At 62.9% G+C, this 21,958-nt stretch carries 18 protein-coding genes; 8 read left to right on the plus strand and 10 right to left on the minus strand.

Annotated features, from left to right (window positions below):
* Position 1: 1 nt before the first annotated feature.
* The 5 genes from PTE31013_RS03615 to PTE31013_RS03635 all read right to left on the minus strand — a co-directional run bounded on the left by PTE31013_RS03615 (position 2) and on the right by PTE31013_RS03635 (position 5,783).
* Complete coding sequence (locus PTE31013_RS03615) at positions 2-793, minus strand: sulfite exporter TauE/SafE family protein (protein ID WP_150611427.1); 792 nt, start codon at positions 791-793, stop codon at positions 2-4.
* Positions 790-1,830, minus strand: coding sequence for a phosphate acetyltransferase (pta, locus tag PTE31013_RS03620; protein ID WP_150611428.1), 1,041 nt, complete (start codon positions 1,828-1,830; stop codon positions 790-792). Before pta ends, PTE31013_RS03615 begins: the two co-directional genes overlap by 4 nt.
* Positions 1,831-1,908: 78 nt before the next feature.
* The gene (gene xsc, locus PTE31013_RS03625) at positions 1,909-3,741 is read right to left on the minus strand and encodes a sulfoacetaldehyde acetyltransferase (protein WP_174978410.1); all 1,833 of its coding nucleotides are present in this window, start codon (positions 3,739-3,741) and stop codon (positions 1,909-1,911) included.
* A 177-nt stretch (positions 3,742-3,918) separates the two neighbouring features.
* The gene (locus PTE31013_RS03630; protein WP_150611429.1) at positions 3,919-4,308 is read right to left on the minus strand and encodes a nuclear transport factor 2 family protein; all 390 of its coding nucleotides are present in this window, start codon (positions 4,306-4,308) and stop codon (positions 3,919-3,921) included.
* Positions 4,309-4,349: 41 nt separating this feature from the next.
* On the minus strand, positions 4,350-5,783 hold the full coding sequence (locus PTE31013_RS03635) for an NAD(P)/FAD-dependent oxidoreductase (RefSeq protein WP_174978411.1): 1,434 nt from the start codon (positions 5,781-5,783) through the stop codon (positions 4,350-4,352).
* 300 nt (positions 5,784-6,083) lie between these two features.
* Here PTE31013_RS03635 and PTE31013_RS03640 point away from each other — a divergent pair, with 300 nt between their 5' ends.
* The 4 genes from PTE31013_RS03640 (at position 6,084) to PTE31013_RS03655 (ending at position 10,476) form a co-directional block, all read left to right on the plus strand.
* Entirely contained in the window at positions 6,084-6,284 is a 201-nt protein-coding gene (locus PTE31013_RS03640; RefSeq protein WP_150611430.1) for a DUF3311 domain-containing protein, read from the plus strand.
* A 120-nt stretch (positions 6,285-6,404) separates the two neighbouring features.
* Positions 6,405-7,826, plus strand: a complete 1,422-nt coding sequence (locus PTE31013_RS03645) for a sodium:solute symporter family protein (RefSeq protein WP_150611431.1) — start codon at positions 6,405-6,407, stop codon at positions 7,824-7,826.
* Positions 7,826-9,493 carry an amidohydrolase gene (locus PTE31013_RS03650; RefSeq protein WP_150611432.1) on the plus strand — a complete coding sequence of 556 codons (1,668 nt, stop codon included), beginning with the start codon at positions 7,826-7,828 and terminating at the stop codon, positions 9,491-9,493. The genes PTE31013_RS03645 and PTE31013_RS03650 overlap by 1 nt, the downstream gene beginning before the upstream one ends.
* A 5-nt stretch (positions 9,494-9,498) precedes the next feature.
* On the plus strand, positions 9,499-10,476 hold the full coding sequence (locus PTE31013_RS03655; protein WP_246173875.1) for a CobW family GTP-binding protein: 978 nt from the start codon (positions 9,499-9,501) through the stop codon (positions 10,474-10,476).
* 66 nt (positions 10,477-10,542) lie between these two features.
* Here PTE31013_RS03655 and gabT read toward each other — a convergent pair whose 3' ends face one another.
* A complete protein-coding gene (gabT, locus tag PTE31013_RS03660; RefSeq protein WP_150611433.1) occupies positions 10,543-11,826 on the minus strand; it encodes a 4-aminobutyrate--2-oxoglutarate transaminase in 1,284 nt (427 codons plus the stop codon).
* A 233-nt stretch (positions 11,827-12,059) separates the two neighbouring features.
* The gene (gene pdxR, locus PTE31013_RS03665) at positions 12,060-13,568 is read right to left on the minus strand and encodes a MocR-like pyridoxine biosynthesis transcription factor PdxR (RefSeq protein ID WP_150611434.1); all 1,509 of its coding nucleotides are present in this window, start codon (positions 13,566-13,568) and stop codon (positions 12,060-12,062) included.
* Between the two features lie 168 nt (positions 13,569-13,736).
* Here pdxR and PTE31013_RS03670 point away from each other — a divergent pair, with 168 nt between their 5' ends.
* The 4 genes from PTE31013_RS03670 to PTE31013_RS03685 all read left to right on the plus strand — a co-directional run bounded on the left by PTE31013_RS03670 (position 13,737) and on the right by PTE31013_RS03685 (position 18,223).
* Entirely contained in the window at positions 13,737-14,873 is a 1,137-nt protein-coding gene (locus PTE31013_RS03670) for an ABC transporter ATP-binding protein (protein WP_425495524.1), read from the plus strand.
* A gap of 57 nt (positions 14,874-14,930) precedes the next feature.
* Positions 14,931-15,965 carry an ABC transporter substrate-binding protein gene (locus PTE31013_RS03675; RefSeq protein WP_130024892.1) on the plus strand — a complete coding sequence of 345 codons (1,035 nt, stop codon included), beginning with the start codon at positions 14,931-14,933 and terminating at the stop codon, positions 15,963-15,965.
* A gap of 104 nt (positions 15,966-16,069) precedes the next feature.
* Complete coding sequence (locus PTE31013_RS03680; protein WP_026132276.1) at positions 16,070-17,332, plus strand: ABC transporter permease; 1,263 nt, start codon at positions 16,070-16,072, stop codon at positions 17,330-17,332.
* A gap of 3 nt (positions 17,333-17,335) precedes the next feature.
* Positions 17,336-18,223 carry an ABC transporter permease gene (locus tag PTE31013_RS03685; RefSeq protein ID WP_150611435.1) on the plus strand — a complete coding sequence of 296 codons (888 nt, stop codon included), beginning with the start codon at positions 17,336-17,338 and terminating at the stop codon, positions 18,221-18,223.
* A 284-nt stretch (positions 18,224-18,507) separates the two neighbouring features.
* Here PTE31013_RS03685 and PTE31013_RS03690 read toward each other — a convergent pair whose 3' ends face one another.
* The 3 genes from PTE31013_RS03690 to PTE31013_RS03700 all read right to left on the minus strand — a co-directional run bounded on the left by PTE31013_RS03690 (position 18,508) and on the right by PTE31013_RS03700 (position 21,936).
* Positions 18,508-19,911, minus strand: a complete 1,404-nt coding sequence (locus tag PTE31013_RS03690) for an amino acid permease (RefSeq protein ID WP_150611436.1) — start codon at positions 19,909-19,911, stop codon at positions 18,508-18,510.
* 244 nt (positions 19,912-20,155) lie between these two features.
* Positions 20,156-20,971, minus strand: coding sequence for an ABC transporter permease subunit (locus PTE31013_RS03695; RefSeq protein WP_150611603.1), 816 nt, complete (start codon positions 20,969-20,971; stop codon positions 20,156-20,158).
* A gap of 140 nt (positions 20,972-21,111) precedes the next feature.
* Positions 21,112-21,936: a taurine ABC transporter ATP-binding protein gene (locus PTE31013_RS03700; RefSeq protein ID WP_150611437.1), complete on the minus strand. Its 825-nt coding sequence runs from the start codon at positions 21,934-21,936 to the stop codon at positions 21,112-21,114.
* Positions 21,937-21,958: the final 22 nt, after the last annotated feature.

Genomic DNA, 21,958 nt, shown 5'->3' on the forward strand with positions numbered 1-21,958 from the left:
CCTACGCCATTTCCCTCAACGCGCTCACGATCAGGTGGGTGCCGAGCAGGATCAGTGTGAGGAAGGCGATGCGCCGCGTCGTCACGCTCGAGAGCGGTGGCGGATAACGGCGGGCGAACAAGGTGGCGAACGTCACGACAGGTAGCGCGATCGCCGCTTGCCACACCATCGACGCGGGCAACTGTCCCGTGCCAGCACTATAGAGCGTGCGGATCGACGCCGTGACGGCAAACAGCAGAATCAGCGCGCAGCGAATCTGCACCAGTGTGAGCGGCTGTCGATAGAAATAGAAGATCAGCGGCGGCCCGGAAATGCCGAACATCCCGCTGAGCAGTCCGCCGAAAACACCGCTGAGGAAAAAGCCCATGTCGCCGGAGCGTTTGAACTTCGGCGCTGGACGCAGCGCCGAGCCGATGCCGCCGTACAGCACCACCGCACCGAGCAGCAGATGCAGCGCGTTCGACGCCGTGCCGTTCAGGTAATCGAAGAGCAGCACGCCGACGACGACCGATGGCAGGATGCCGAGCGTCGCGGCCCGTACGGCGCGCCAGTCGATGTGATGCAGGGTGCCGGGTAGCGCAAGGGCGCTGTTCATCAGCGTCACCAGACTCACCAGGATCGCCACGCTTGCCACCGGCGCCAGCCCGAACCCGCTGGCGCCGCCCAACACGATCATGCCCAGGCCGAAGCCCGTGACGGTCTGGAAATACGTGGCGAAACCCAGCAGCAGCATCAACGGCAGGTCGGCCTGGAGGGCATGAAGCAACGCATGAAGCAGCGCGTCAAGCGTCATGGCCGGGTGGCGAGCGGCGAGGTTCCGGTGAGCTTGGCCTGGGCGGCCTGCGCCTGCACGCAGGTCACGCCGATCACGTAATAGATATCGTCGGCACTGCAGCCGCGCGACAGGTCGTTGGCGGGCCGGTTCAGCCCTTGCAAGAGCGGGCCGATAGCCTTTGCCCCGCCGATGCGTTCCGCGAGCTTGTAGCCGATGTTGCCCGCGTCGAGATTCGGGAAGATGAGCGTATTGGCATGCCCCTCGACTTGCGAGTGCGCGACCTTGCGCTGGGCGATCTCGGCGACGATGGCCGCATCGAGCTGGACGTCGCCATCGATGGCCAGTTCCGGGCGTGCGGCTTGTACGAGATGGGTCGCTGTCACCACCTTGTCGACGGCGGCGTGCTTTGCGCTGCCACTGGTCGAGAACGAGAGCATCGCGACGCGCGGCGGTTCCATGAGCAGGGCGCTTGCACTGTCGGCGGCGGCGAGCGCGATCTGTGCGAGCTGGGCGGCGTCGGGATCGACGACCAGGGCGCAGTCGGAAAAGATCAGGCCGCCCTTCATCGTGTGGAACGGCTCGCAGAGCATCATCAGGAAGAAGCTCGACACGAGCTGGAAGGATGGCTGCACCCCGATGATCTGTATCGCCATGCGCACCACGTCCGCCGTGGTGTTGAGCGCGCCGGCGACGGACCCGTCGGCGTGGCCGAGGCGCACCATCATGTTGGCGAAGCCCAGTGGCGAGCGCATTTCCTCGGCAGCTTGCTCGCGGGTCATGCCCTTTTTCTCGCGCATGCCGTACCAGGTCTCGGCGAAGGCATCCGTCAGCGGCGACGTGGCCGGATCGATCAGCTCCATGCCGGCCAGGTCGATGTGCGCCGCTTCGGCCGCGCGCTGTGTCTTGCCGATGTCGCCGACGAGCAGGATGCGGGCGATGCCCTCGCGCGTGGCCCGTGCGGCGGCGGCGAGCACACGCTCGTCTTCCGATTCGCACAGGACGATGCGCATCGGTGCGCGGCGCGCCGTGTCGATAATGCGATGGATGGCTTTCATGATGTCGATGTCAAAAAGAAAAGCGCCCCCGGCACCCACAGAGCCGGGAGCGCTGTCACGCGAACGATCTCGATGACGTCAGACGTAGTCCTTGTACTTGTCGAGCATGCGCACCGGCTTGGCCAGGGCGTCGCGGCGGAACGGGTCGCCGAGCTCGCGGGTACACATGATTTCGATGATCGTCGTCTTGCCGTGATTCATTTGCAGGTCGATGGCCTTCTTGAGCGCCGGGCCGACATCTTCCAGACGGTCGACCACGATGCCCTCCGCGCCCATCGCGCGGGCGATGTTGGCAAAGCTCGGGCTGTCGAGTTCGCCCGCCACGAAGCGGCGGTTGTAGAAGTCCACCTGGTTCTTCTTCTCCGCACCCCACTGGCGGTTGTGGAATACCACGGCCGTGACCGGAATGTTGTGGCGCACGCAGGTGAGCGTTTCCATCAGGCTCATGCCCCAGGCGCCATCGCCGGCGTAGGAGATGGCCGGACGGTGCGGTGCGGCGACCTTGGCGCCGATGATCGTCGGGAACGCGTAGCCGCAGTTGCCCCAGCTCATGGCCGCGAAGAAGCTGCGCGGCTTGTTGAAGCGCAGGTAGCTGTTGGCCACCGAGTTGATGTTGCCGATGTCGGTCGACACCATGACGTCTTCCGGCATGGCCTTTTCCAACTCGCGCAACACCTGGCGCGGATGCAGGTATTCACCGCCGTTGAACGTGCGTTCGTGCTTCTGTTCCTCGATCATGTCGAGGCTGTACGGATCGCGCTCGTGGGTCCACTCGTCGAGTTCCTTCTCCCACGCGGCCTTCTCCGTGGCGATCTGGTCGGCGCGCGCGGCGCGCGTGGCATCGCACACGAGGGTACGCTCGGCCAGGCGCTGCGACAGTGCGACGGCCGCCGCCTTCGCATCGCCGCAGATTCCGACCGAGATCTTCTTCACGAGGCCGAGCATCTTGTGATCGGCGTCGATCTGGATGATCTTGGCGTTCTTCGGCCAATAGTCCATGCCATGCTGCGGCAGCGTGCCGAACGGTCCGAGGCGCGAGCCGAGCGCCACGACCACGTCGGCTTGCGCCAGCAGCTTCATGGCGGCCTTCGAGCCCTGGTAGCCGAGCGGGCCGCACCACAGCGGATGGTTGGCCGGGAACGAGTCGTTATGCAGATAGCTGTTCACGACCGGTGCACCGAGGCGTTCGGCGAGCGCCTTGCACTCTTCGATGGCGTCGGCCATGACCACGCCGCCGCCCGAGATGATGACCGGGAACTTGGCTTGTGCAAGCAGTTCGGCGGCTTCGTTCAGGCGCTCGTCGCCGCCCGCGCCACGGTCGAGGCGTTGCGGACGCGGAATCTCGGCCTTGATCTGGCCGTAGAAATAGTCACGCGGAATGTTGAGTTGCGTCGGGCCCATTTCGGCCATCGCGCGATCGAAGCAACGGCCGGTGAATTCAGCCATGCGGGCGGGGTGCGTCACGTGGCCCTGGTACTTCGTGAATTCCTGGAACATCGGGAGCTGCTTGGCTTCCTGGAAGCCGCCCAGGCCGATGCCCATCGTGCCGGCTTCCGGCGTCACGATCACGACCGGGCTGTGCGCCCAGTAAGCGGCGGCAATCGCCGTCACGCAGTTGCTGATGCCGGGGCCGTTCTGGCCGATCACGACACCGTGGCGGCCCGAGACGCGGGCGTAGCCGTCGGCCATGTGGCCGGCGCCTTGCTCATGCACCACGGGGATCAGACGGATGCCGGCCGGTGCGAAGATGTCCATTGCATCCATGAAGGCCGAGCCCATGATGCCGAACATCTCGCTCACGCCGTTGGCGACCATCGTTTCGACGAACGCTTCGGAAGGCGTCATGGCCTGCGGGCCACCGTCGGAGGCAGTCAGTTGCTGGGTGGCCGTAGCCGAATCTTTGGCGTTCATGGATGTCTCCAGTGAAAAATAAACGGAACAAATAATTCCGATTTAGTTGTGTAAGTGGAAATCTAGGCGAAGTATGTGCCGTGGTCAATCAGTATTTTTATTATTTGGTACGTTTTGTATTGAAAAACGAAATTGACAGCGACAGTGCCATAGACCCACGGGGTGTCGGGGTCGGTCTCAGAGCGCCGGACGGTCTTTGCGGAATGCGTTCTTCACTTCGATCTTGCCGTCGCGCAAAGTGAAGACGTCGACCATGCGGGCCTCGACGCGGGTGCCGTCGGCCTTCGTGCCGCGAAAGGTCGATTCGGACACGCCGCGATTACCGGTGACGAAATGCGCACCCTCGGTCCACGACGCGTTGGGGAAGGTCTCCCACGCGGCCTGGAACGCGGCGCGCACGGCGTCGCGGCCTTCGAAGGTGCGGCCCATCACGTCGGGGCCTGCCACGGCGTGAAACACGCAGTTGTCGGTCATGCAGGCCATGAGGGCATCGATGTCGTGCCGGTTCCAGGCGTCATTGAAGGTCGTGAGCAACTGGAGGTCGGCGGAGTCGTGTTGAGTCGTCATGGCAAAGTCCAAAAAAGCAGAGAGGCAAAGAGGCAAAGGGATCAACGCGCCTCATCTTGCGCGTGATACTTCTGATAGAGGAAGCGCTGGCCGATGCGGCGGAACGGCGCGAAGCCTTGCCACTGCACGGCGCCGAACACATTCGGGTATTGCAGTGCCGAGTCGTAGATCGGCAGGTTCCACGACGGGTCGCGCTGTCCGGCAATGCGTTGTGCAAGGCGGCGTCCCGCATGCGCGGAGAACGACACGCCATTGCCGCCGTAGCCCACGGCGTAGAACAGACTCTGGCGCGGATCGGGCTGCGTGACGCGCGGCATCATGTCGTGGCTCACGTCGACCCAGCCCCACCACGAGTAGTCGACATGAATGCCGCGCAGCGCCGGAAACTTGCGATGCAGGCCTTCGACGAGCACGGCCATGTGCTTCGGATTCTGCGCGTCGGCCCCGGTGATCGAGCTGCGGCTGCCGATCTGCACGCGGTTGTCCGGCAGCAGGCGGTAGTAGTAGCGCAGCGTGCGCGTATCGGTGATGACTTCGTGGGTGCGGAAGTTCGTCGCGGCGAGTTCCTCGGGCGTGAGCACGCGCGTCACCAGCGAGTTCGACAGAATCGGCATGATCTTGGCGCGCAGGGCCTTGGTCACGTCGTTGCGCGTGTAGCCGCCGGTGGCGAAGGCAACGGCTTTGGCACGCACCACGCCGCGCGGCGTGCGCACGTGATGCACGCCATTGATCGTCTGGACATCCAGCACGGGCGTGGACGGATGCACGCGAGCGCCGAGGGCGCGGGCCATACGCAGATAGCCGAAGGCGAGCTTGAGCGGGTGCACACCGATGCCATCGGGTTCGTGCATCGCGCCGCAGTTTTCCTGGTCGTCGACGTACTGCTCGCGGACGTCGTCGCGTGAGAGGATGCGCGTGTCGTAGCCGAACACGTCGCGCATGACCTTGGCTTCGCTGCGCAGGAACTCCATCTTGCGATCGCGGTGCGCGATGTAGAGATGGCCGCCCGGTTGCGGCTCGCACTCGGGCACTTCGGCGACGAGCGACTTGAACGTGTTGAAGCCTTCGCGAATTTCGGCGTCGAGACGCAGGGCGGTTTCCTTGCCCCAGCGCGCGATCCATTGTGAGCGATACAGTCGTCCGCTGGCGTTTTGTCCCTGACCGCCGTTGCGGCTGGTACAGCCCCAACAGGTGCGGTTCGCTTCGAGCACCATGGCGCGAATGCCGTGCTCGCGAGCGAGGAACAGGGCGGTCGCCAGGCCGGTGAAACCGGCGCCGACGACAACGACATCGACGTCGGCATCGCCGGGCAGCGGGCCGTCGTCTTCGGGCGCGTCGCCCGCGGTGGCGACCCAGTAAGTGGGCGCATAGTCCATGCCGAGGCCAGGGCTGGCCGAGACTAGCGGATCGTAGAGGGGATCGTATGGTGCAGCTTCGGAGCGACGATCCAGCGCGAAGGTTTCAATCGTACCCACGGTAGGCTCCTGACGGAAATGTGACCATACTGCCAAGAACATCTTGCCGCGATTAGTACCACCGCCGCTTTGTGATGGTGCCAGTGCAAAGCGGCATCGCCGTGGGGTTTTCGCGCGTTGGCAAGCGCGTGTCTGGCACCACATTTTTGTCTCATGTGGCTCTAAACGGCGCGAATTTTGGTTGGGGATACTGGACCAGAAAACCGGCCTCGGATCGTCATTCGGCGATGCGGGCCACGCGTGCACTGCGGTCGCCGGTGCACACATGCCGAACAACGCCTCGCGCAGCGGAGACAGAAGATGCTCAGATGGTTCATTGGTCTTGGATTACCGTATCTCGGTGTCGTGGGATTGCTGCCTTGGGCGGCGTCCGTCGACCGCTATGTGCTCGGCGTGCCGTTCATTTACGGCTGGATCTTCCTGTGGTTCGTGCTCACGTCCGGCTGCCTTTGGCTGTGCTGGGCGCTCTTCGACCGGCATGCCGTCGAGGAACCGGCGTAACGTTCGTCCCCCTTTGTTTCTGGCACCCGCCGCGCTTTGCCGCCGCCCCCAGATAGCCCGGATCGCGCTTCATTCACGCCTCATTCGCGCTGGACTACCGAATCTCCGGAGATTACGTCGATGGCAACCCTTATCTTTGCCGGCTTCATTTTGTTGTCGGTCTATCTCGCATTGCGAGCGCGCGGTGGACGCGGCCCGCAGAGCGTGCACGACTTCTTCGTCGCGTCGCGCCAGTTCGGCGCATGGCTGGTGTTCTTCCTCGCGGCCGGTGAGATCTACAGCATCGGCACGATGGTCGGCTTTCCCGGCGGCATATACGCCAAGGGGCCGACCTATGGCGTGTGGTTCCTCGGTTACATCCTGCTGGCGTATCCGGTCGGGTATTTCCTCGGCCCGAAGATCTGGGATGCCGGAAAGCGCTACAACGCCATCACGCTCCCCGATCTGTTCAAGGGACACTTTCAAAACCGCTTTCTCGAACTCGTGGTGGCGGTGAGCGCCATCGTTTTCCTGCTGCCGTGGGGCCAGTTGCAGTTCACAGGTCTGGTGGCGGCGCTCAGGGGGCTCGGGTGGAACTTCCAGCCGCTGTGGCTCATCGCCTTCTCGGCAATGCTGGCCTTCATCTACATCGCGATTGCCGGGGTACGGGCGTCTGCCTACATCGCGGTGCTCAAGGACGTGCTGATGGTGGCCGCCATCGTGATCACCGGGGTGGCCGTGGCGTGGGAAGTGGGGGTAACGCCGGTATTCCAGGCGGCGAGCCAGCACGTCAGCAACGCGATGAGCACGCAGCAGCTCACCTTTGCCATGACGACGATCGTCTTCCAGTCGCTCGGCATGTACGTGATGCCGTTTGGCGTGCAGAACTTCTTCACCGCGAAGAGCGCGTCGACGATTCGCCGCACGCAGGTCGCCATGCCGCTATATATGCTGATGTATCCATTCCTCGTGCTGGCGTCGTATTACGCGATCAGCCGGAACATCACGCTGGCGTCGCCGAACGAAGCGTTCTTCGCCGCCGTGACGCAATTGCTGCCGTCGTGGCTGGTCGGTCTCGTGGCGGCGGGCGCGGCGTTGTCGGGGTTGCTGGTGCTCGCGGGGATCTGCCTTGCGCTCGGTCCCATCGTCACGCGAAACATCCTGTCTGGCATGCCTGAGCATCGTCAGAAAGCCAGCTCGAAGGTCGTGATCGTGCTGTACCTGCTTGGCTCCATCGTGCTCACGCTGCTCACGCCGAACCTCATGCTGACGCTGATCAACATGGCGTATTACGGGGTAACGCAATTCCTGCCGGGCGTGGTCGCGGTGGTTTTACGTCTGCGTGTCCGGGCGTCGGCAGTCGCAGCGGGCGTGCTGGCCGGCCAAGGCCTGGCGCTCGTGCTCTACTTCAAGAATCCCGACCTCGGCGGCGTGAACCTCGGGCTGATTTGCCTGGTCGTCAACATCGTGGTGATGTCGGTGCTCAACGTGCTGCTTGGCGGCCGCCGCGCGCCATCGATGGAGCCGGGGGTCGGCTCGCTCTCCTCTTACAAGAAGTCGTGATGACAGACAGAGACAACGCCGCAGCCAGCCGCGACGACATTCGCGTGTACGTCGCCCGCAAGATTCTGACGATGAACCCGGCGCAGCCTATGGCCACGCATGTGGCCGTCTGCGACGGCCGCATCCTGGCCGTCGGCGATCGGGAGAGCATGCGTCGCTGGACCGACGCGGCGCCGATCGACACCTTGCGTGACAAGGTGCTGATGCCCGGCCTCGTGGAGGGGCACTGCCATCTGATGGAAGGTGCGATGTGGGACGCGGTCTACGTGGGCTATTACGACCGGCGCGGCCCCGACGGCCACATGTGGGAAGGGTTGAAATCGCCGGCTGCCGTGCTGGACAGGCTGCGCCAGGCCGAGCATCGCATGACTGGCGACCCCAAGCCGTTGCTCGCCTGGGGCTACGATCCGATCTTCTTCGAGGGCACGCCGCTCGTCGCGCGCGACCTCGATGCCTTGTCCGCCACCCGCCCCATCGCCATCCTGCACGCCAGTGTGCATTTGATGAACGTGAATACGCCAATGCTCGCCCTGGCGGGCATCGACGGCGACACCGATGTCGAAGGCGTCGTCATGGGCGCCGATGGCGAGCCGACCGGCGAGTTGCAGGAATTCGCCGCGATGTTCCCCGTGTATCGCGTCATTGGGGAAGGGCTATCGATTGCCGCGAGCGAGAGTGTTCGCGCAATCTGGAATTTCGGCCGCGTCGCGCAACTGGCCGGGGTGACGACGGCCACCGACCTCGTCAACGACCTGACGCCATCAGGCAACGCGAACCTTCACGAGGTGACCCGCGACCCGGCCTATCCGATTCGCATCGTGCCGGCGTTTGCGCCGCAGCGGTGCCCGGAGGGTGGGCCGCAACGCGTGCTGAGCGCGCGCGAGGGCAACACAGACAAGCTCCACTACGGACCGGTCAAATTCATCGTCGACGGCTCGATTCAAGGCTTTACGGCGCGACTGCGCTGGCCGGGATACCACAATGGCAAGCCCAACGGGCTCTGGCTGATTCCGCCGTCGCAACTGGTCGAGACGTTCATGCCGTTCCACGCGGCAGGCCTGCAATTGCACATTCATACGAATGGCGACGAGGCGACCGACGTTGTCCTCGACGCGATCGAGGCGATGCTGGCGCTGCATCCGCGTGTCGACCATCGCCACACGTTGCAGCACTGTCAGATGGCGGATGTCGCGCAGCTCACGCGCGCGCAACGGCTCGGCATGTGTGTGAACTTCTTCGCGAACCACGTCTACTACTGGGGCGACGCGCACTATCAGCAGACGATGGGCCCGGATCGCGCCAATCGGATGGACGCCGCCGAGATTACACGTCAGATCGGCCTGCCGTTCGCCTTGCATTCAGATGCGCCGATCACCCAGCTCAATCCGCTGTTCACCGCCTGGTGCGCAGCCAAACGGGAGACGTCGTCGGGACGCGTGTTGGGCGAGTCGCTGCGCTTGCCGGTGGCGGATGCCTTGCACGCCATCACGCTGGGCGCCGCGTTCTCGTTGGGGATGGATCATCTTGTCGGCAGTATCGAAGTCGGCAAGTATGCCGACTTCGCCGTTCTTGAGGCCGATCCGTTCGAAGTACCTGTCGACGACCTGCATGAGATGCCGGTATGGGGCACGGTGCTCGGCGGCGAGGTGTTCCGTGCCCCTGCGTGACGACCATGCAAGGCAGCCAACCACTCGCACCGGCAGCGGTCGCTGCGGCGCCCAGGCCGCCGATCCCGATGGTCGTCCTGGGCGGCTATCTCGGTGCGGGCAAGACTACGCTCGTCAACGCGCTGCTGCAAAGTGCCGAGGGTTTGCGCGTTACTGTGCTCGTCAACGACTTCGGTTCGATCAATATCGACGCATCGCTCATTCGTGAGCGCGGCGACGACGTGATCGGACTCGAGAACGGCTGCGTGTGCTGCACCATTGGCGGACACCTGGTCGAGACGCTGATCTCGCTGGGCGAGCGCGCGCAGCGTCCCGACTTGCTCGTGATCGAGGCGAGCGGCGTGTCCGATCCCCTGCGCATCGCGCAGGTGGGCTTGCTCGACAAGGCGTTCCGCCTGCACGGCATTGTCGTGGCGGTGGGCGTCGATGGCATCGACGCCGTGCTGGACGATCGCTATGTCGGCGACATCGTCCGGCGTCAGATTGCAGTGGCCAGCACGCTCGTGCTGACCAAGACCGATCTGGTGAGCGACACCAGGTTGCAGGCCGTCAAAGAACGGCTGGCATCGCTGGGGGCAACGCAGGTCGTTGTCACGGCGAACCAAGGCGTCGTGCCACCCGCCATTCTCTTTCCCGATGATGTGATGACCTTGCCCGGGTTGCTGAGCCCGCGCCCGATGGGGGCGGCATCACGCGCGTTGCCGCGTGGACTGCGCAGTTTCAGCGTCGAGACCGGGGGTGTGTTCGACAGGTCGCGATTGAAGGCGGCGCTTGCCCTTTTGGGCGACAAACTGCTGCGTGCGAAGGGCTTCGTGGTGCTGCAGGCCGGTCAGATGAGCGAGCTGCATGTCGTCGGGCGTCGTTCGATGCTCACACGTCGTGCGGATCTCTCTTCAGCGTCGTCGGTCATCGTGTTCATCGGCATCGTGTCGGACGAAGACGAGCGTCGGCTCACGCAGGCGCTCGAAGCCGCCATTCTCTGAGGCGCTTGCGACGACGAGGCTATGCGATAGGCGGCGTGAATTGCTGTGCCTGGAAACGAGGCATGGTCAGACCGTTACGTCGCTAAGTTCGAGCAAGGCCGTCTCCAGAATGCCGAGTGCTTCGTCGAACACCGCTTGTTCGATGGTCAGCGGAAACAGGAAGCGAATCACGTTGCCATAGGCACCGCAACTCAACAGCAGCAGGCCCTGTTCCAGTGCGCGGGCCTGGATCTGTTTCACCACTTCCGGTGCCGGCGCTCCGGTCTGGGGATCGTGGAATTCCGCCGCTACCATTGCGCCCGGTCCGCGCACCTCGACAAGCTGCGGCACCGAAGCCTGTAGCTTGCGCAGGCGCGCCTTCAATTGGTTGCCCAAGATCTCGGCGCGCGATGAAAGCTGCTCTTCCTCGATCACATCGAGTACCGCATGCGCTGCCGCAACGGCCAGCGGATTCCCCGCGTATGTCCCGCCCAGCCCCCCCGGCGCGGCTGCATCCATGATCTCCGTGCGACCGACGACTGCCGAAAGTGGCATGCCACCTGCCAAACTCTTGGCTACGGTCATCAGGTCGGGTATCACGTCGTAGTGTTGCATCGCGAAAAGCTTGCCTGTACGGGAAAAGCCGCTTTGCACCTCGTCCGCGATCAGCAGGATGCCGTGCTGCGTGCATAACGCTCGCATGGCGCGCACGAACTCCAGTGGCGCCTGGTAGAAGCCACCTTCACCCTGTACCGGCTCGAAGATGATCGCGGCTACCCGCTGTGGGTCGATATCGCTCTTGAACAGCTGTTCGATCGCCTTCAGGCTCTGCGCCGAGTCGATCTCGTGCAGTGCCGATGGGAACGGCACGTGGTACACCTCGCCAGGGAACGGCCCGAACCCCTTCTTGTATGGCACGACCTTACCCGTCAGCGCCATGGTCATCATTGTCCGACCGTGGAATGCCCCGCCGAATGCGATCACACCCGTACGTCCCGTGGCGGCACGTGCGATCTTGATCGCGTTCTCGACAGCCTCGGCGCCGGTGGTGAAGAAGGCAGTCTTCTTCGAATGGTCACCCGGCGTGCAGGCATTCAAGCGCTCGGCCAACGTCACATACGATTCATACGGCACGATCTGGTAGGCCGTGTGCGTGAAGCGATCCAGTTGCTCGCGAATCGCCGCTACGATCTTGGGGTGACGATGCCCTGTGTTGAGCACGGCGATGCCGCTGGCGAAGTCGATGAAACGCCGTCCTTCGACATCCCAGAGCTCGGCATTTTTCGCTCGTTCCGCATAGAAATCGCACATGACTCCAATCCCGCGTGGGGTGGCGGCATTTTTGCGCGCGTGAAATTCCGCATTCGACATTTCGACTCCTGAGTGGTCCGGTTGCCGCGCCGAGGTTCGACACGATCTGGCTGATAGTTCGGAATATACTCAGGTCTGGTTCTTAAAAAAGAGCCATTTCATTATCTTTAGTGGAGCCGCTTTGTTCGCGAATGAAGTGCGGCTTCACCTCGGACGGAGATTGGCAGTCGCCGAGGGGGAAGCGCGCCCGCCGACACGAATGGCTGAGCATTGGTATTTTCGGCAGCGCTCGTCTACGGCTTCAGGTGCTTTTCGATGACGCGGGCGAGGCTGTCGAAGGCGGGCTCAATACGGTTGTTGGGCACGCACGCATAGCCGAGCAACAGGCCCGATTGTGCCGAGGCTGGGTCGATGTAATAGCGCGTCAGAGGCCGCACGACGATGCCCGCTTCCAGCGCTTCGTCGGTAATTCGCTCATCCGAAATGGGGTTATCGCGCGGGTCTCTTGACTGCCCATGCAGGCCAAGCACCAGGTGCAATCCGGCTTCATCGCCCATCACCGGCAGCGCATCGCCGAAGTTGGCGCGAATCGTATCGATCAGCAAGGTGCGCCGCTCGCCGTAAAGCGCGCGCATATGTCGGATGTGCGAGGTCAGGTAGCCATCGATGATGAAGTCGGTCAGCAGCGCTTGCTGCATCAGTTGGCCTTCACGATACAGCTCCGACAGGCCGGTGCGAAAGTGTTCGATCAGGTTCTCGGGCACGACCATATAGCCCATGCGCAAACCGGGGAACATGGTCTTGCCGAAGCTGCCGACATAGATGACCTGACCTGCCGTATCCAGTCCTTGTAGCGAGGAGATCGGCCGGCTGCCATAGCGAAATTCGCTGTCGTAGTCGTCCTCGATCACCCAAGTACGATGCTTGCTCGCGAAATCCAGCAGCATTCGGCGGCGCGACAGGCTCATTACCATCCCCATCGGATACTGGTGCGACGGCGTGACGAGAATCAAGCGCGGTGGCGGGCCCTGCATGTCCTCCACGCTCGGGTTGAGGCCTTCGGTATCGATCGGGATCGGCTTCAGTTCGAGGCCCGACATCCGGAACACGCTGCGGACACCCCAATAGCACGGCTCTTCCAGCCACGCGACGTCGCCAATATCGCTCAGCAGCTTGACCGCCAGGTCGACCGACTGATGCACGCCGGTCGTGATGATGATTTGATCAGGATTGCAATTGACCGAACGTGCCACGCGCAGATAATCCGACAGGGCCCGTCGTAACGGACGGTAGCCGCTTCCCGATGCATACGTCAGCAGTTCATGGCTGGGTTGGCGCCAGAGCTTGGCTTGGAGGCGGTTCCATGTCTTGCTCGGGAACTCGGAGGTGTCCGGTACGCCGGGCATGAAAGCGCCCCATTGTCGCTTTGATACGCCCGCCTGATCGATCATTTGCTGCCCCCGCGTCGACAAGCGCTTGTGCGGCTGCTCGTGCGATGTCATCTCTGAGGCGGCCGTATCGACACCGCGCGCGGGCCGCGTATCCGCCACGTAGGTGCCGCTGCCCGTGGACGAAGTGACATAGCCCTCGGCAGTCAGTTGGTCATAGACGTGCAGCACGGTATTGCGCGCCACCTGCAAATCGGCGGCGAGCGTTCGCGAGGAGGGCAGCTTCGTGCCGGGCGGCAACTGGCCGCTCAGGATGGCCTGCTGGAGCAGGCTATTGATCTGGCGATATGCCGGCTCGCCGCCCGCCTTGTCGAGATGCTGGATCAGCCAGTCCGACAGAATGATTGCATCCAAAGTGGTCCCATCACGAATAAAGAAATGGTTCTCTATTGTAGGGCCAAGTCAGTCTATATTCAGATTCAAGTTAAGTTCCACGGCGTCGCAAACGTCGTAACGACCTAAGCGCATTGGGCTTGTGGCGCTTTGGTGCGCGCATATCAACCAGGGATGAAGAGGCCCGCGATGGTGAACAGCAAACAGGTACTGGTGAGTTTTCGTCGCGTGAGCAAGACCTACGATGGCGAAACGTTGGTGGTCAAACAACTCGACCTCGACATCTACCAAGGCGAATTCCTGACCTTGCTGGGACCGTCGGGATCGGGCAAGACCACTTGCCTGATGATGCTGGCCGGGTTCGAGTACCCCACTGGCGGAGAGATCTGGCTCGACGGTGTGCTGCTCAACACAGTGCCGCCGCATCAACGCAATATCGGCATGGTTTTTCAGAACTACGCGCTTTTTCCACACTTGAGTGTGGCGCAGAACGTCGAATACCCGCTGAAGGTGCGCCGTGTGCCTGGCGCCGACCGTGCGAGGAGAGTCGCAGCGGCGCTGGACATGGTGCAGATGGGGAGTTTTGGCAAGCGCTATCCGGCGCAGTTGTCGGGGGGGCAGCAGCAGCGTATCGCGTTGGCACGCGCACTGGTGTTCGAGCCGCGTCTAGTGTTGATGGACGAGCCGCTAGGTGCGCTCGATAAGCAACTGCGCGAACACATGCAACTGGAGCTCAAGGCGTTGCACGAGAGGTTGGGCGTGACTTTCGTGTATGTGACGCACGATCAGGGCGAAGCGTTGACGATGTCCGATCGTGTCGCCGTGTTCGATCAAGGTTATGTACAGCAGCTCGATACCGTGGACCGCTTGTATGAGTCGCCGTGCAATCAATTCGTTGCGAACTTCATTGGCGACAGTAACCGCCTGCGCGGTGTGGTCTCGCAACTCGGGGACGACTACTGTACGTTGCGGCTCGCGGACGGAAGCGAGGTTCGCGGCATGAGCGTTCACGCGCTGGCGGCTCGCGACGTCAGCAGTACGGGCCGTCGCGCCCAGATTGGCGAAGTGGTGAGCGCATGCATCCGCCCCGAACGCATGCGCCTGATTGACCCCGCTTCGTCGGTCGACGGCGGCGTTAATGGCGTGGTGGGACGTGCAGCCGGCCTGATCTATTTCGGCGACCACGTGCGCATGCGGTGCCAATTGCCGCAGCAGGACGAATGCTTCGTGAAGGTGCCGCTGGGAACGCCGGCGCTCGAGCACTTTGTGCCAGGCGTACCGGTCGCGCTCGCATTCGAGCCGGAACATCTGCGCGTATTCACTTGATAAAGATATCCAGTTTCCTTGGCTAGTTGTCCGTCTGACCATCAACAGGAGTTGAAAATGAAGAAGGTTGTGAACACAGTATTCGTCGTTGCCAGCGCAATGCTGTTCGGCGTTGCCCAAGCCGCCGACGTGACCGTTGTCAACTTCGGCGGTGCCAACGGCGACGCCCAGAAAGCGGCCTTCGTGCAGCCGTTCGAGAAGGCCACCGGTCATCATGTGACGAGCGTCGAATACAACGGCGAGCAGGCCAAGGTCAAGGCCATGGTCGAAGCCAAGCATGTGAATTGGGACTTGGTCGAAGTCGAGTCCGGTGACCTTGGCCGTGGCTGCGACGAGGGACTGTACGAAAAGCTCGACTGGAGCAAGATCGGGCCGAAGAATGGATTCACGCCCGCCGCGGTGCAGACCTGTGGCGCAGGCATTTTCATCTGGTCGACGGTTTTGGCATACAACGCCAGCGCGCTCAAGACTGCGCCGACGGGTTGGGCTGATTTCTGGGATACCAAGAAATTCCCGGGCAAGCGCGCGATGCGCAAGGGCGCACGCGGCAATCTTGAATTTGCGCTGATGGCCGACGGCGTTGCGCCCAAGGATGTCTATCGCGTGTTGTCGACCAAGGAGGGTGTCGATCGAGCCTTCAAGAAGCTGAGCGAACTCAAGCCGTCGATTCAGTGGTGGGAAGCGGGCGCTCAGCCACCGCAATTCCTGGTGGCCGGTGACGTTGTCATGTCGACGGCGTTCAACGGCCGCATCGATGCGGCGCAGCGCGAGGGAAAGAACCTGAAGGTGGTCTGGAACGGCAGTATCTACGATCTCGACTACTGGGCGATTCCGAAGGGATCGCCGAAGAAGGACCTGGCACTGCAATACATCGCATATTCGCTGTCGACACCCGCGCAGAGCGCCTATGCCAAGCACATAGCCTACGGCCCGGTCAACAATGAGGCGGTCAAGTCGCTCGATGCCTCCACCCTGAAAGACTTGCCTAACTCGCCGGCTAACGTGACGACTGCTGTGCTTCAGAACATCGACTTCTGGACGGATCGCGGCGATGAACTCGAGCAACGCTTTGCGGCATGGGCCTCGAAATAAGACGATGTAGCAAGCCTATGCTTCGGGTTCGCGCGGCACCGACGAGCGAACCCGAAACGGTAGTGGAATCGCAAGATTCGACGTCGAGAAAAGAGATCTCCTACATGCAAACCGCAACACTGGCCGTTGCCGAGAACATGCGACTCGTTAAAGACGAGTTGCGTCAGACCCGGAATCGAAAGCGGATCAAGGCGCTGGCCTTGGTTGCACCGCTGGCGATTTTTCTGCTCCTGATCTTTGTCGTGCCGATTGCGATGCTACTCACTCGCGCGGTCGAGAATCCCGAGGTCGTCGGCGCCTTGCCCACGACAAGCCGCACGCTGCACGGCTGGGATCGCAAGCAGTTGCCCGGCGACGCCGCGTACGTCGCACTGATGAGTGATCTGACGGCGCTACAGGACGGTGATAGCCTTGGCGGCCTCGCGCGACGCCTCAACACGGAATTGCCTGGATTTCACACACTAGTGATGAAGACGGCGCGGGCGTTGCCGTTTACCGATGACGACGGCAAGACAGTGCCGCTCACACAGGCGCGCGAGCGGCTGGTGAATTTTGATGCGCGATGGGGCGAACTGCCCTATTGGCAGGCGATCGCCAAGAACAGCAGCCGCTACTCTGCGTTCTATGTGCTCGCGGCGCTGGACCATCGGCAGAATGCGTTCGGCGAAGTGGTGCCGGCCGACCCGGACGCGTCGATCTACCTGAACATCTTTGCGCGCACTTTCGGCATCAGCGCCGTGGTGACATGCTTCGCCTTGTTGATCGGCTTTCCGCTTGCCTATTGGATTTCGACGCTGCCGGGGCGGCGCGCGAACTTGATGATGATCCTGGTGTTGATCCCATTCTGGACGTCCATTCTCGTGCGTGTCGCCGCATGGATCGTGTTGCTGCAAGGGCAAGGCTTGGTCAACAAGGCACTGATGGCGAGCGGCATGACACGCGCACCACTCGAGCTGCTTTTCAATCGGGTCGGCGTGTACATCTCGATGACCCATATCTTGTTGCCCTTCATGATCTTGCCGCTGTATAGCGTGATGAAATCGATTCCCCCGACGTATCAGCGCGCGGCCGTCTCGCTGGGGAGTCATCCGTTCGCGGCGTTTTGGCGCGTCTATTTGCCGCAAACCTATCCGGGCGTTGGCGCTGGCGCGCTGCTGGTGTTCATCCTGTCGATCGGCTACTACATCACACCAGCGTTGCTGGGCGGACCCAACGACCAGATGATCAGCTACTACGTGGCCTATTTCACAAACGTTTCCATCAATTGGGGTATGGCGTGTGCATTGGGCGGCCTGTTGCTTGCCGCCACGCTCGTGCTGTATGTGGTCTATGGGCGCCTGACACGCGCGGAATTGGGCATGGGGTGAGCGATGAGTCAACAAGCAATCAATCCTCATGACGCGTATCAGGAACCGCCGGCAACCGTTGGTCGTCCATCGCGCTTTCCGCCTTATGTTTCCCTGGTCGAGCGGCTCTGGTACTACCTGCTGCGCGCGGGCAATGCGCTTACGCTGTTGTTCCTCGTGCTGCCGGTTCTGGTGATGGTGCCGCTGTCGTTCTCGGACAGCACCTTCCTCGCGTATCCGATCCCGGCGTACTCGCTGCGCTGGTATCACAACCTGTTTAACTCCGACGAGTGGATGTCGGCGGCACGCAATAGCTTCATTATTGCGCCGTTGGCCACCTTGCTGGCGACGATACTGGGCACGCTGGCTGCAACGGGGCTGAACCAGGTGCAATTTCGCGGCAAGGCGATCCTGATGGCGGTGCTGATGTCACCGATGATCGTGCCGGTGATCGTGGTCGGCGTCGGCATGTATCTGTGCTTCGCGCCGTTGGGGCTGGCTGGCACTTACCTGGGCATGGTGCTAGCGCACGCCGCGCTGGGCGCACCGTTTGTGGTCACCACGGTGTTGGCCACCTTGCGGGGTTTCAACCAGAATTTGGTGCGTGCGAGCCTGTCGCTGGGCGCAGGCCCACTGGAAACCTTTTTTCGCGTCACGCTGCCGGTGATTGCGCCAGGGGTGATATCGGGGGCGCTGTTCGCCTTCGCGACCTCGTTTGACGATGTGATCGTGACGCTGTTTCTCGCCGGACCGGGGCAGGCGACGCTGCCGCGTCAGATGTTTACCGGGATTCGAGAAAACATCAGCCCGACCATCGCTGCGCTTGCGACCATCCTGATCGTCTTTTCCACTTGTCTGCTACTTGTGCTCGAGTGGCTGCGGGGGCGAGGCGCCAAGCGTAACGCTACATAAGCGCACGTTGGTCCGTCCGAAGGCATGCCGCATCGTCCCGATGCCAGCGGTAGTCCGCGAATGAGGGCGGTGACAAGCGGTCGTCGGAATTTGAACGTTCGCCCATCGACGTTGATCAGTTGACCATCGAGGTGCGGCGAAAGCAGGTACTTCAGGCAGGCCCGGATGCGTTCTCGGACGGCAAGAAGCGGTTGCGACGACCGGTTGAAGCCGCCATCCCCGATGAACCAAAACAAAGGCCGGCGGCAGAATCTCTGCCGCCGGCCTTGTCACACCGACCTAGCTCAGATGTCGAAGCTCGGGTCCGGCGAGCGCAGCTTGCGCCAGATCGACCGGACGGTGAACGCCACGAGCAGGACCGTCAGGCTGGCCACCCCCAGGGCGAGCGGTTCGCGCTGGTCGGGAATGAAGGCCATCGCCCCGACAATCGACAGCATGCCGAGAATCGCAACCCAGGTCAGGTACGGGTAGCCCCACATCCGAATCTTGAGCTTGCCCGGCGCCTCGCGCTCCAGCCGCTTGCGCAGCTTCAGTTGCGAGAAGGCGATGAGCACGTACACGAAGATCGCCACCGTGCCGTAGGAGTTCACGAGAAAGGCGAACACCGTATCGGGCGACACGTAGGACATCACCACGGCCGCATAGCCGAACAGCGTGCCGATGAGAATCGCGCGAACCGGCACGCCACGGGCGTTGAGCTTGGCGAGCGAGCGCGGCGCATCGCCGCGGCGCGTCAACGCGAAGAGCATGCGCGACGAGGCGTACAAGCCCGAGTTCAGTGCCGAGAGCACGGCGGTCAGCACCACGGCGTTCATGATGTGCGCGGCGGCCGGAATGTGCATCGCTTCGAGCGCGCTCACATACGGCGTGGCCATGCTGGCGGCGTTCCAGGGCACCAGCATCACCACCAGCAGGATCGAGCCGATGTAGAAGAACAGCACGCGGCCGATGACCGAGTTGGTGGCGCGTGCCACGGCTTGCTGCGGCTCGGCGGCTTCGGCGGCGGCAATCGTCACGATCTCCGCGCCGAAGTAGAAGCCGGTCGCCGCGACTGCGCCCGCCATCACGGGGCCAATGCCGTTGGGCATGAAGCCGCCATGCGAGAGCAGGTGCCCGGTGCTTGCCACCGCGCCCGGCCACAGGCCGAACACGAAGAGCCCGCCGAGAAACAGGAACACGACAATGGCCGCGACCTTGATCGACGCGAACCAGAACTCGAACTCGCCATAGGAGGCCACCGACACCAGGTTCGTCAATGTCAGCACGACCAGTAACGTGAGACTGATGGCCCAGGCCGGGATGCCGGGTAGCCAGAACTGGATCAGGTTGGCGCCCGCGACCGCTTCGACCGCGACCACGATCACCCAGAAGTACCAATACATCCAGCCGGTCAGGAAGCCGGCCAGTTCGCCGCCGACCGGCTTGTCGTTCCAGGCGAGTCGCGCGTACTCGTAGAACGATCCCACGGCGGGAAGCGCACAGGCCATCTCGCCGAGCATGCGCATCACGAGCACCACGAGTGCGCCGGTAATCAGGAACGACAGCACGGCTGCCGGGCCGGCGGCATGCACGACCACGCCGCTGCCGACGAAGAGGCCCGCGCCGATCACGCCACCCAGCGCGATCATGCTCATATGCCGTTGCTTGAGGCTCGATTGCAGATGCGTGCCGGGTTCACGATTGGCCATGATGACCTCCCATGAATGAACGACCGACGAGCGCGGCGCTGCCGGGGACGCTGGCGGAACTGGGGGGGCGGGGGAACCGGGGGGAAACGTTCAATGCGACGACGTGCCGCTCACGGGCAAGGCGCCCGACCTGCAATATCTCGACTACCACACAACCTCCTGAAAACCTTGTTTGACGGCAGGTGCGGCGGGGGGGGGCCGCCCTGCGTCTCTTGTAATGACCAACGGACCTGCTTACGTCTTGTCAGACCTTGCCTTTCCAGGGCACCAGCACGCGCTCGAGGTAGCGCATGATCAGATCGAAACCGAAGGCGAAAAAGCCGATCACGATGATCCCCATGATCACGATGTCCGACGCGAGGAATTCCGCCGCGTTGAGCACCATGAAACCGAGTCCGCTCGATGCCGCCACCATTTCGGCGGCGACCAGCGTCGTCCAGCCCACGCCGATGCCGATGCGCATGCCGGTGAAGATTTCCGGCAGCGCCGACTTCACGATGACGTGCATGACGATCTGGCGCGGCGAGGCGCCCATCGAATACGCCGCGTGAATCTGCTCCATCGAGACAGAGCGCACGCCGGCGCGGGCCGCGATGGCAAGCGGGGCAAAGATGGCCAGGTAAATCAGGAACACTTTCGAGAATTCACCGATGCCGAACCAGATGATGACGAGCGGCAGGTAGGCCAGCGGCGGCAGCGGGCGGTAGAACTCGATCGGCGGATCGAATACGCCGCGGCCGATGCGCGACACGCCCATCAGAATGCCCACCGGGATGGCGGTCACACACGCCAGCGCAAAGGCGCCGAAGACGCGATAGAGACTCGCGAGCGTGTGCTCCCACAGCGTCGAGCCGGCAAAGCCTTCCGTGGCCACCTGCATGAACTTCTCGATGATGGCGCGCGGTCCCGGCAGGAACAGCGGCTTGATCATGCCCGACGACGTAATGGCGATCCAGATCAGCAACAGGACACCCACGGTCACCACGCTGATCGCGAGGCTGGGGCCTTGGCCGGGCGCACCGAACGATTCACCGGCCTTGACCGGGCGCGGGGCAAACATGCGAGCGAAGAATCCGCGCCGGCGCGGCGCACGGGGCGAGACAGCCGGGCGGCGCGCGCCGGGGGCGTTGGCGGCAGCGGCGGGCGGCGTGGGGTGAGGGGCGACGGGTTTGGTCATCATGGTGTTCTCTCCTGCGACGATCAGGCGGCGACGGCATTGGCACCCGACGTCGCCGTCTGGCCCGCACGTTCGTCGCCGTAGATGATGCTGAGCACAGTCTCGCGCATGGCGATGAAATCTGGGCTGGACTTGATGGTGCGCGCGTCACGGCATTCGAGATAGCGCTTGTTGAAGTCGAGTTCGTAGGTGTGCGTGATGCGGCCGGGACGCGGCGACATCACGATCAGGCGGCTGGCGAGAAACAGGGCTTCTTCGACGCTGTGCGTGATGAAGAAGATCATCTTGCCGGTCTCGCGCCACACGTCGAGCAGCAACTCCTGGATGGTTTCGCGCGTGAGCGCGTCGAGTGCGGCCATCGGCTCGTCCATGAGCAGCATCGACGGATTGCACGTGAGCGCGCGGGCAATGCCCACCCGCTGCTGCATGCCGCCCGAGAGCTGGTAAATCATGTGATTGTGGAAGTCCTGCAGCCCGACCAGTGCGAGATTGCGCGCTGCGATGGCCCGTCGTTCCGTCTTTGGCACGCCTTGCAGCTTCAGCCCGAACTCGGTGTTTTCCATCACATTGAGCCACGGCAGCAGCGCGTGCTTCTGGAACACCACGCCACGGTCGGCGCCGGGGCCTTCGATGGGGGCATCGCCGAGCAGCAATTCGCCGGATGTGGGGGCGATGAAGCCCGCCATCAGGCTGAGCAGCGTGGTCTTGCCGCAACCCGAGGCGCCGAGCGCCACGACAAGATCGCCGGGTGCGATGGTCAGATCGACGTGTGCGAGCGCCTGCACCTGCTCGCCGGGACGCCGGCCGGGATAGACGACGCTGACGTCGTTGACGATGAGTTGTTCCATGAGGCCCTTCTCCTGTCGATCG

This window comes from Pandoraea terrigena (genome assembly GCF_902459705.1).
GTDB lineage: Bacteria > Pseudomonadota > Gammaproteobacteria > Burkholderiales > Burkholderiaceae > Pandoraea > Pandoraea terrigena.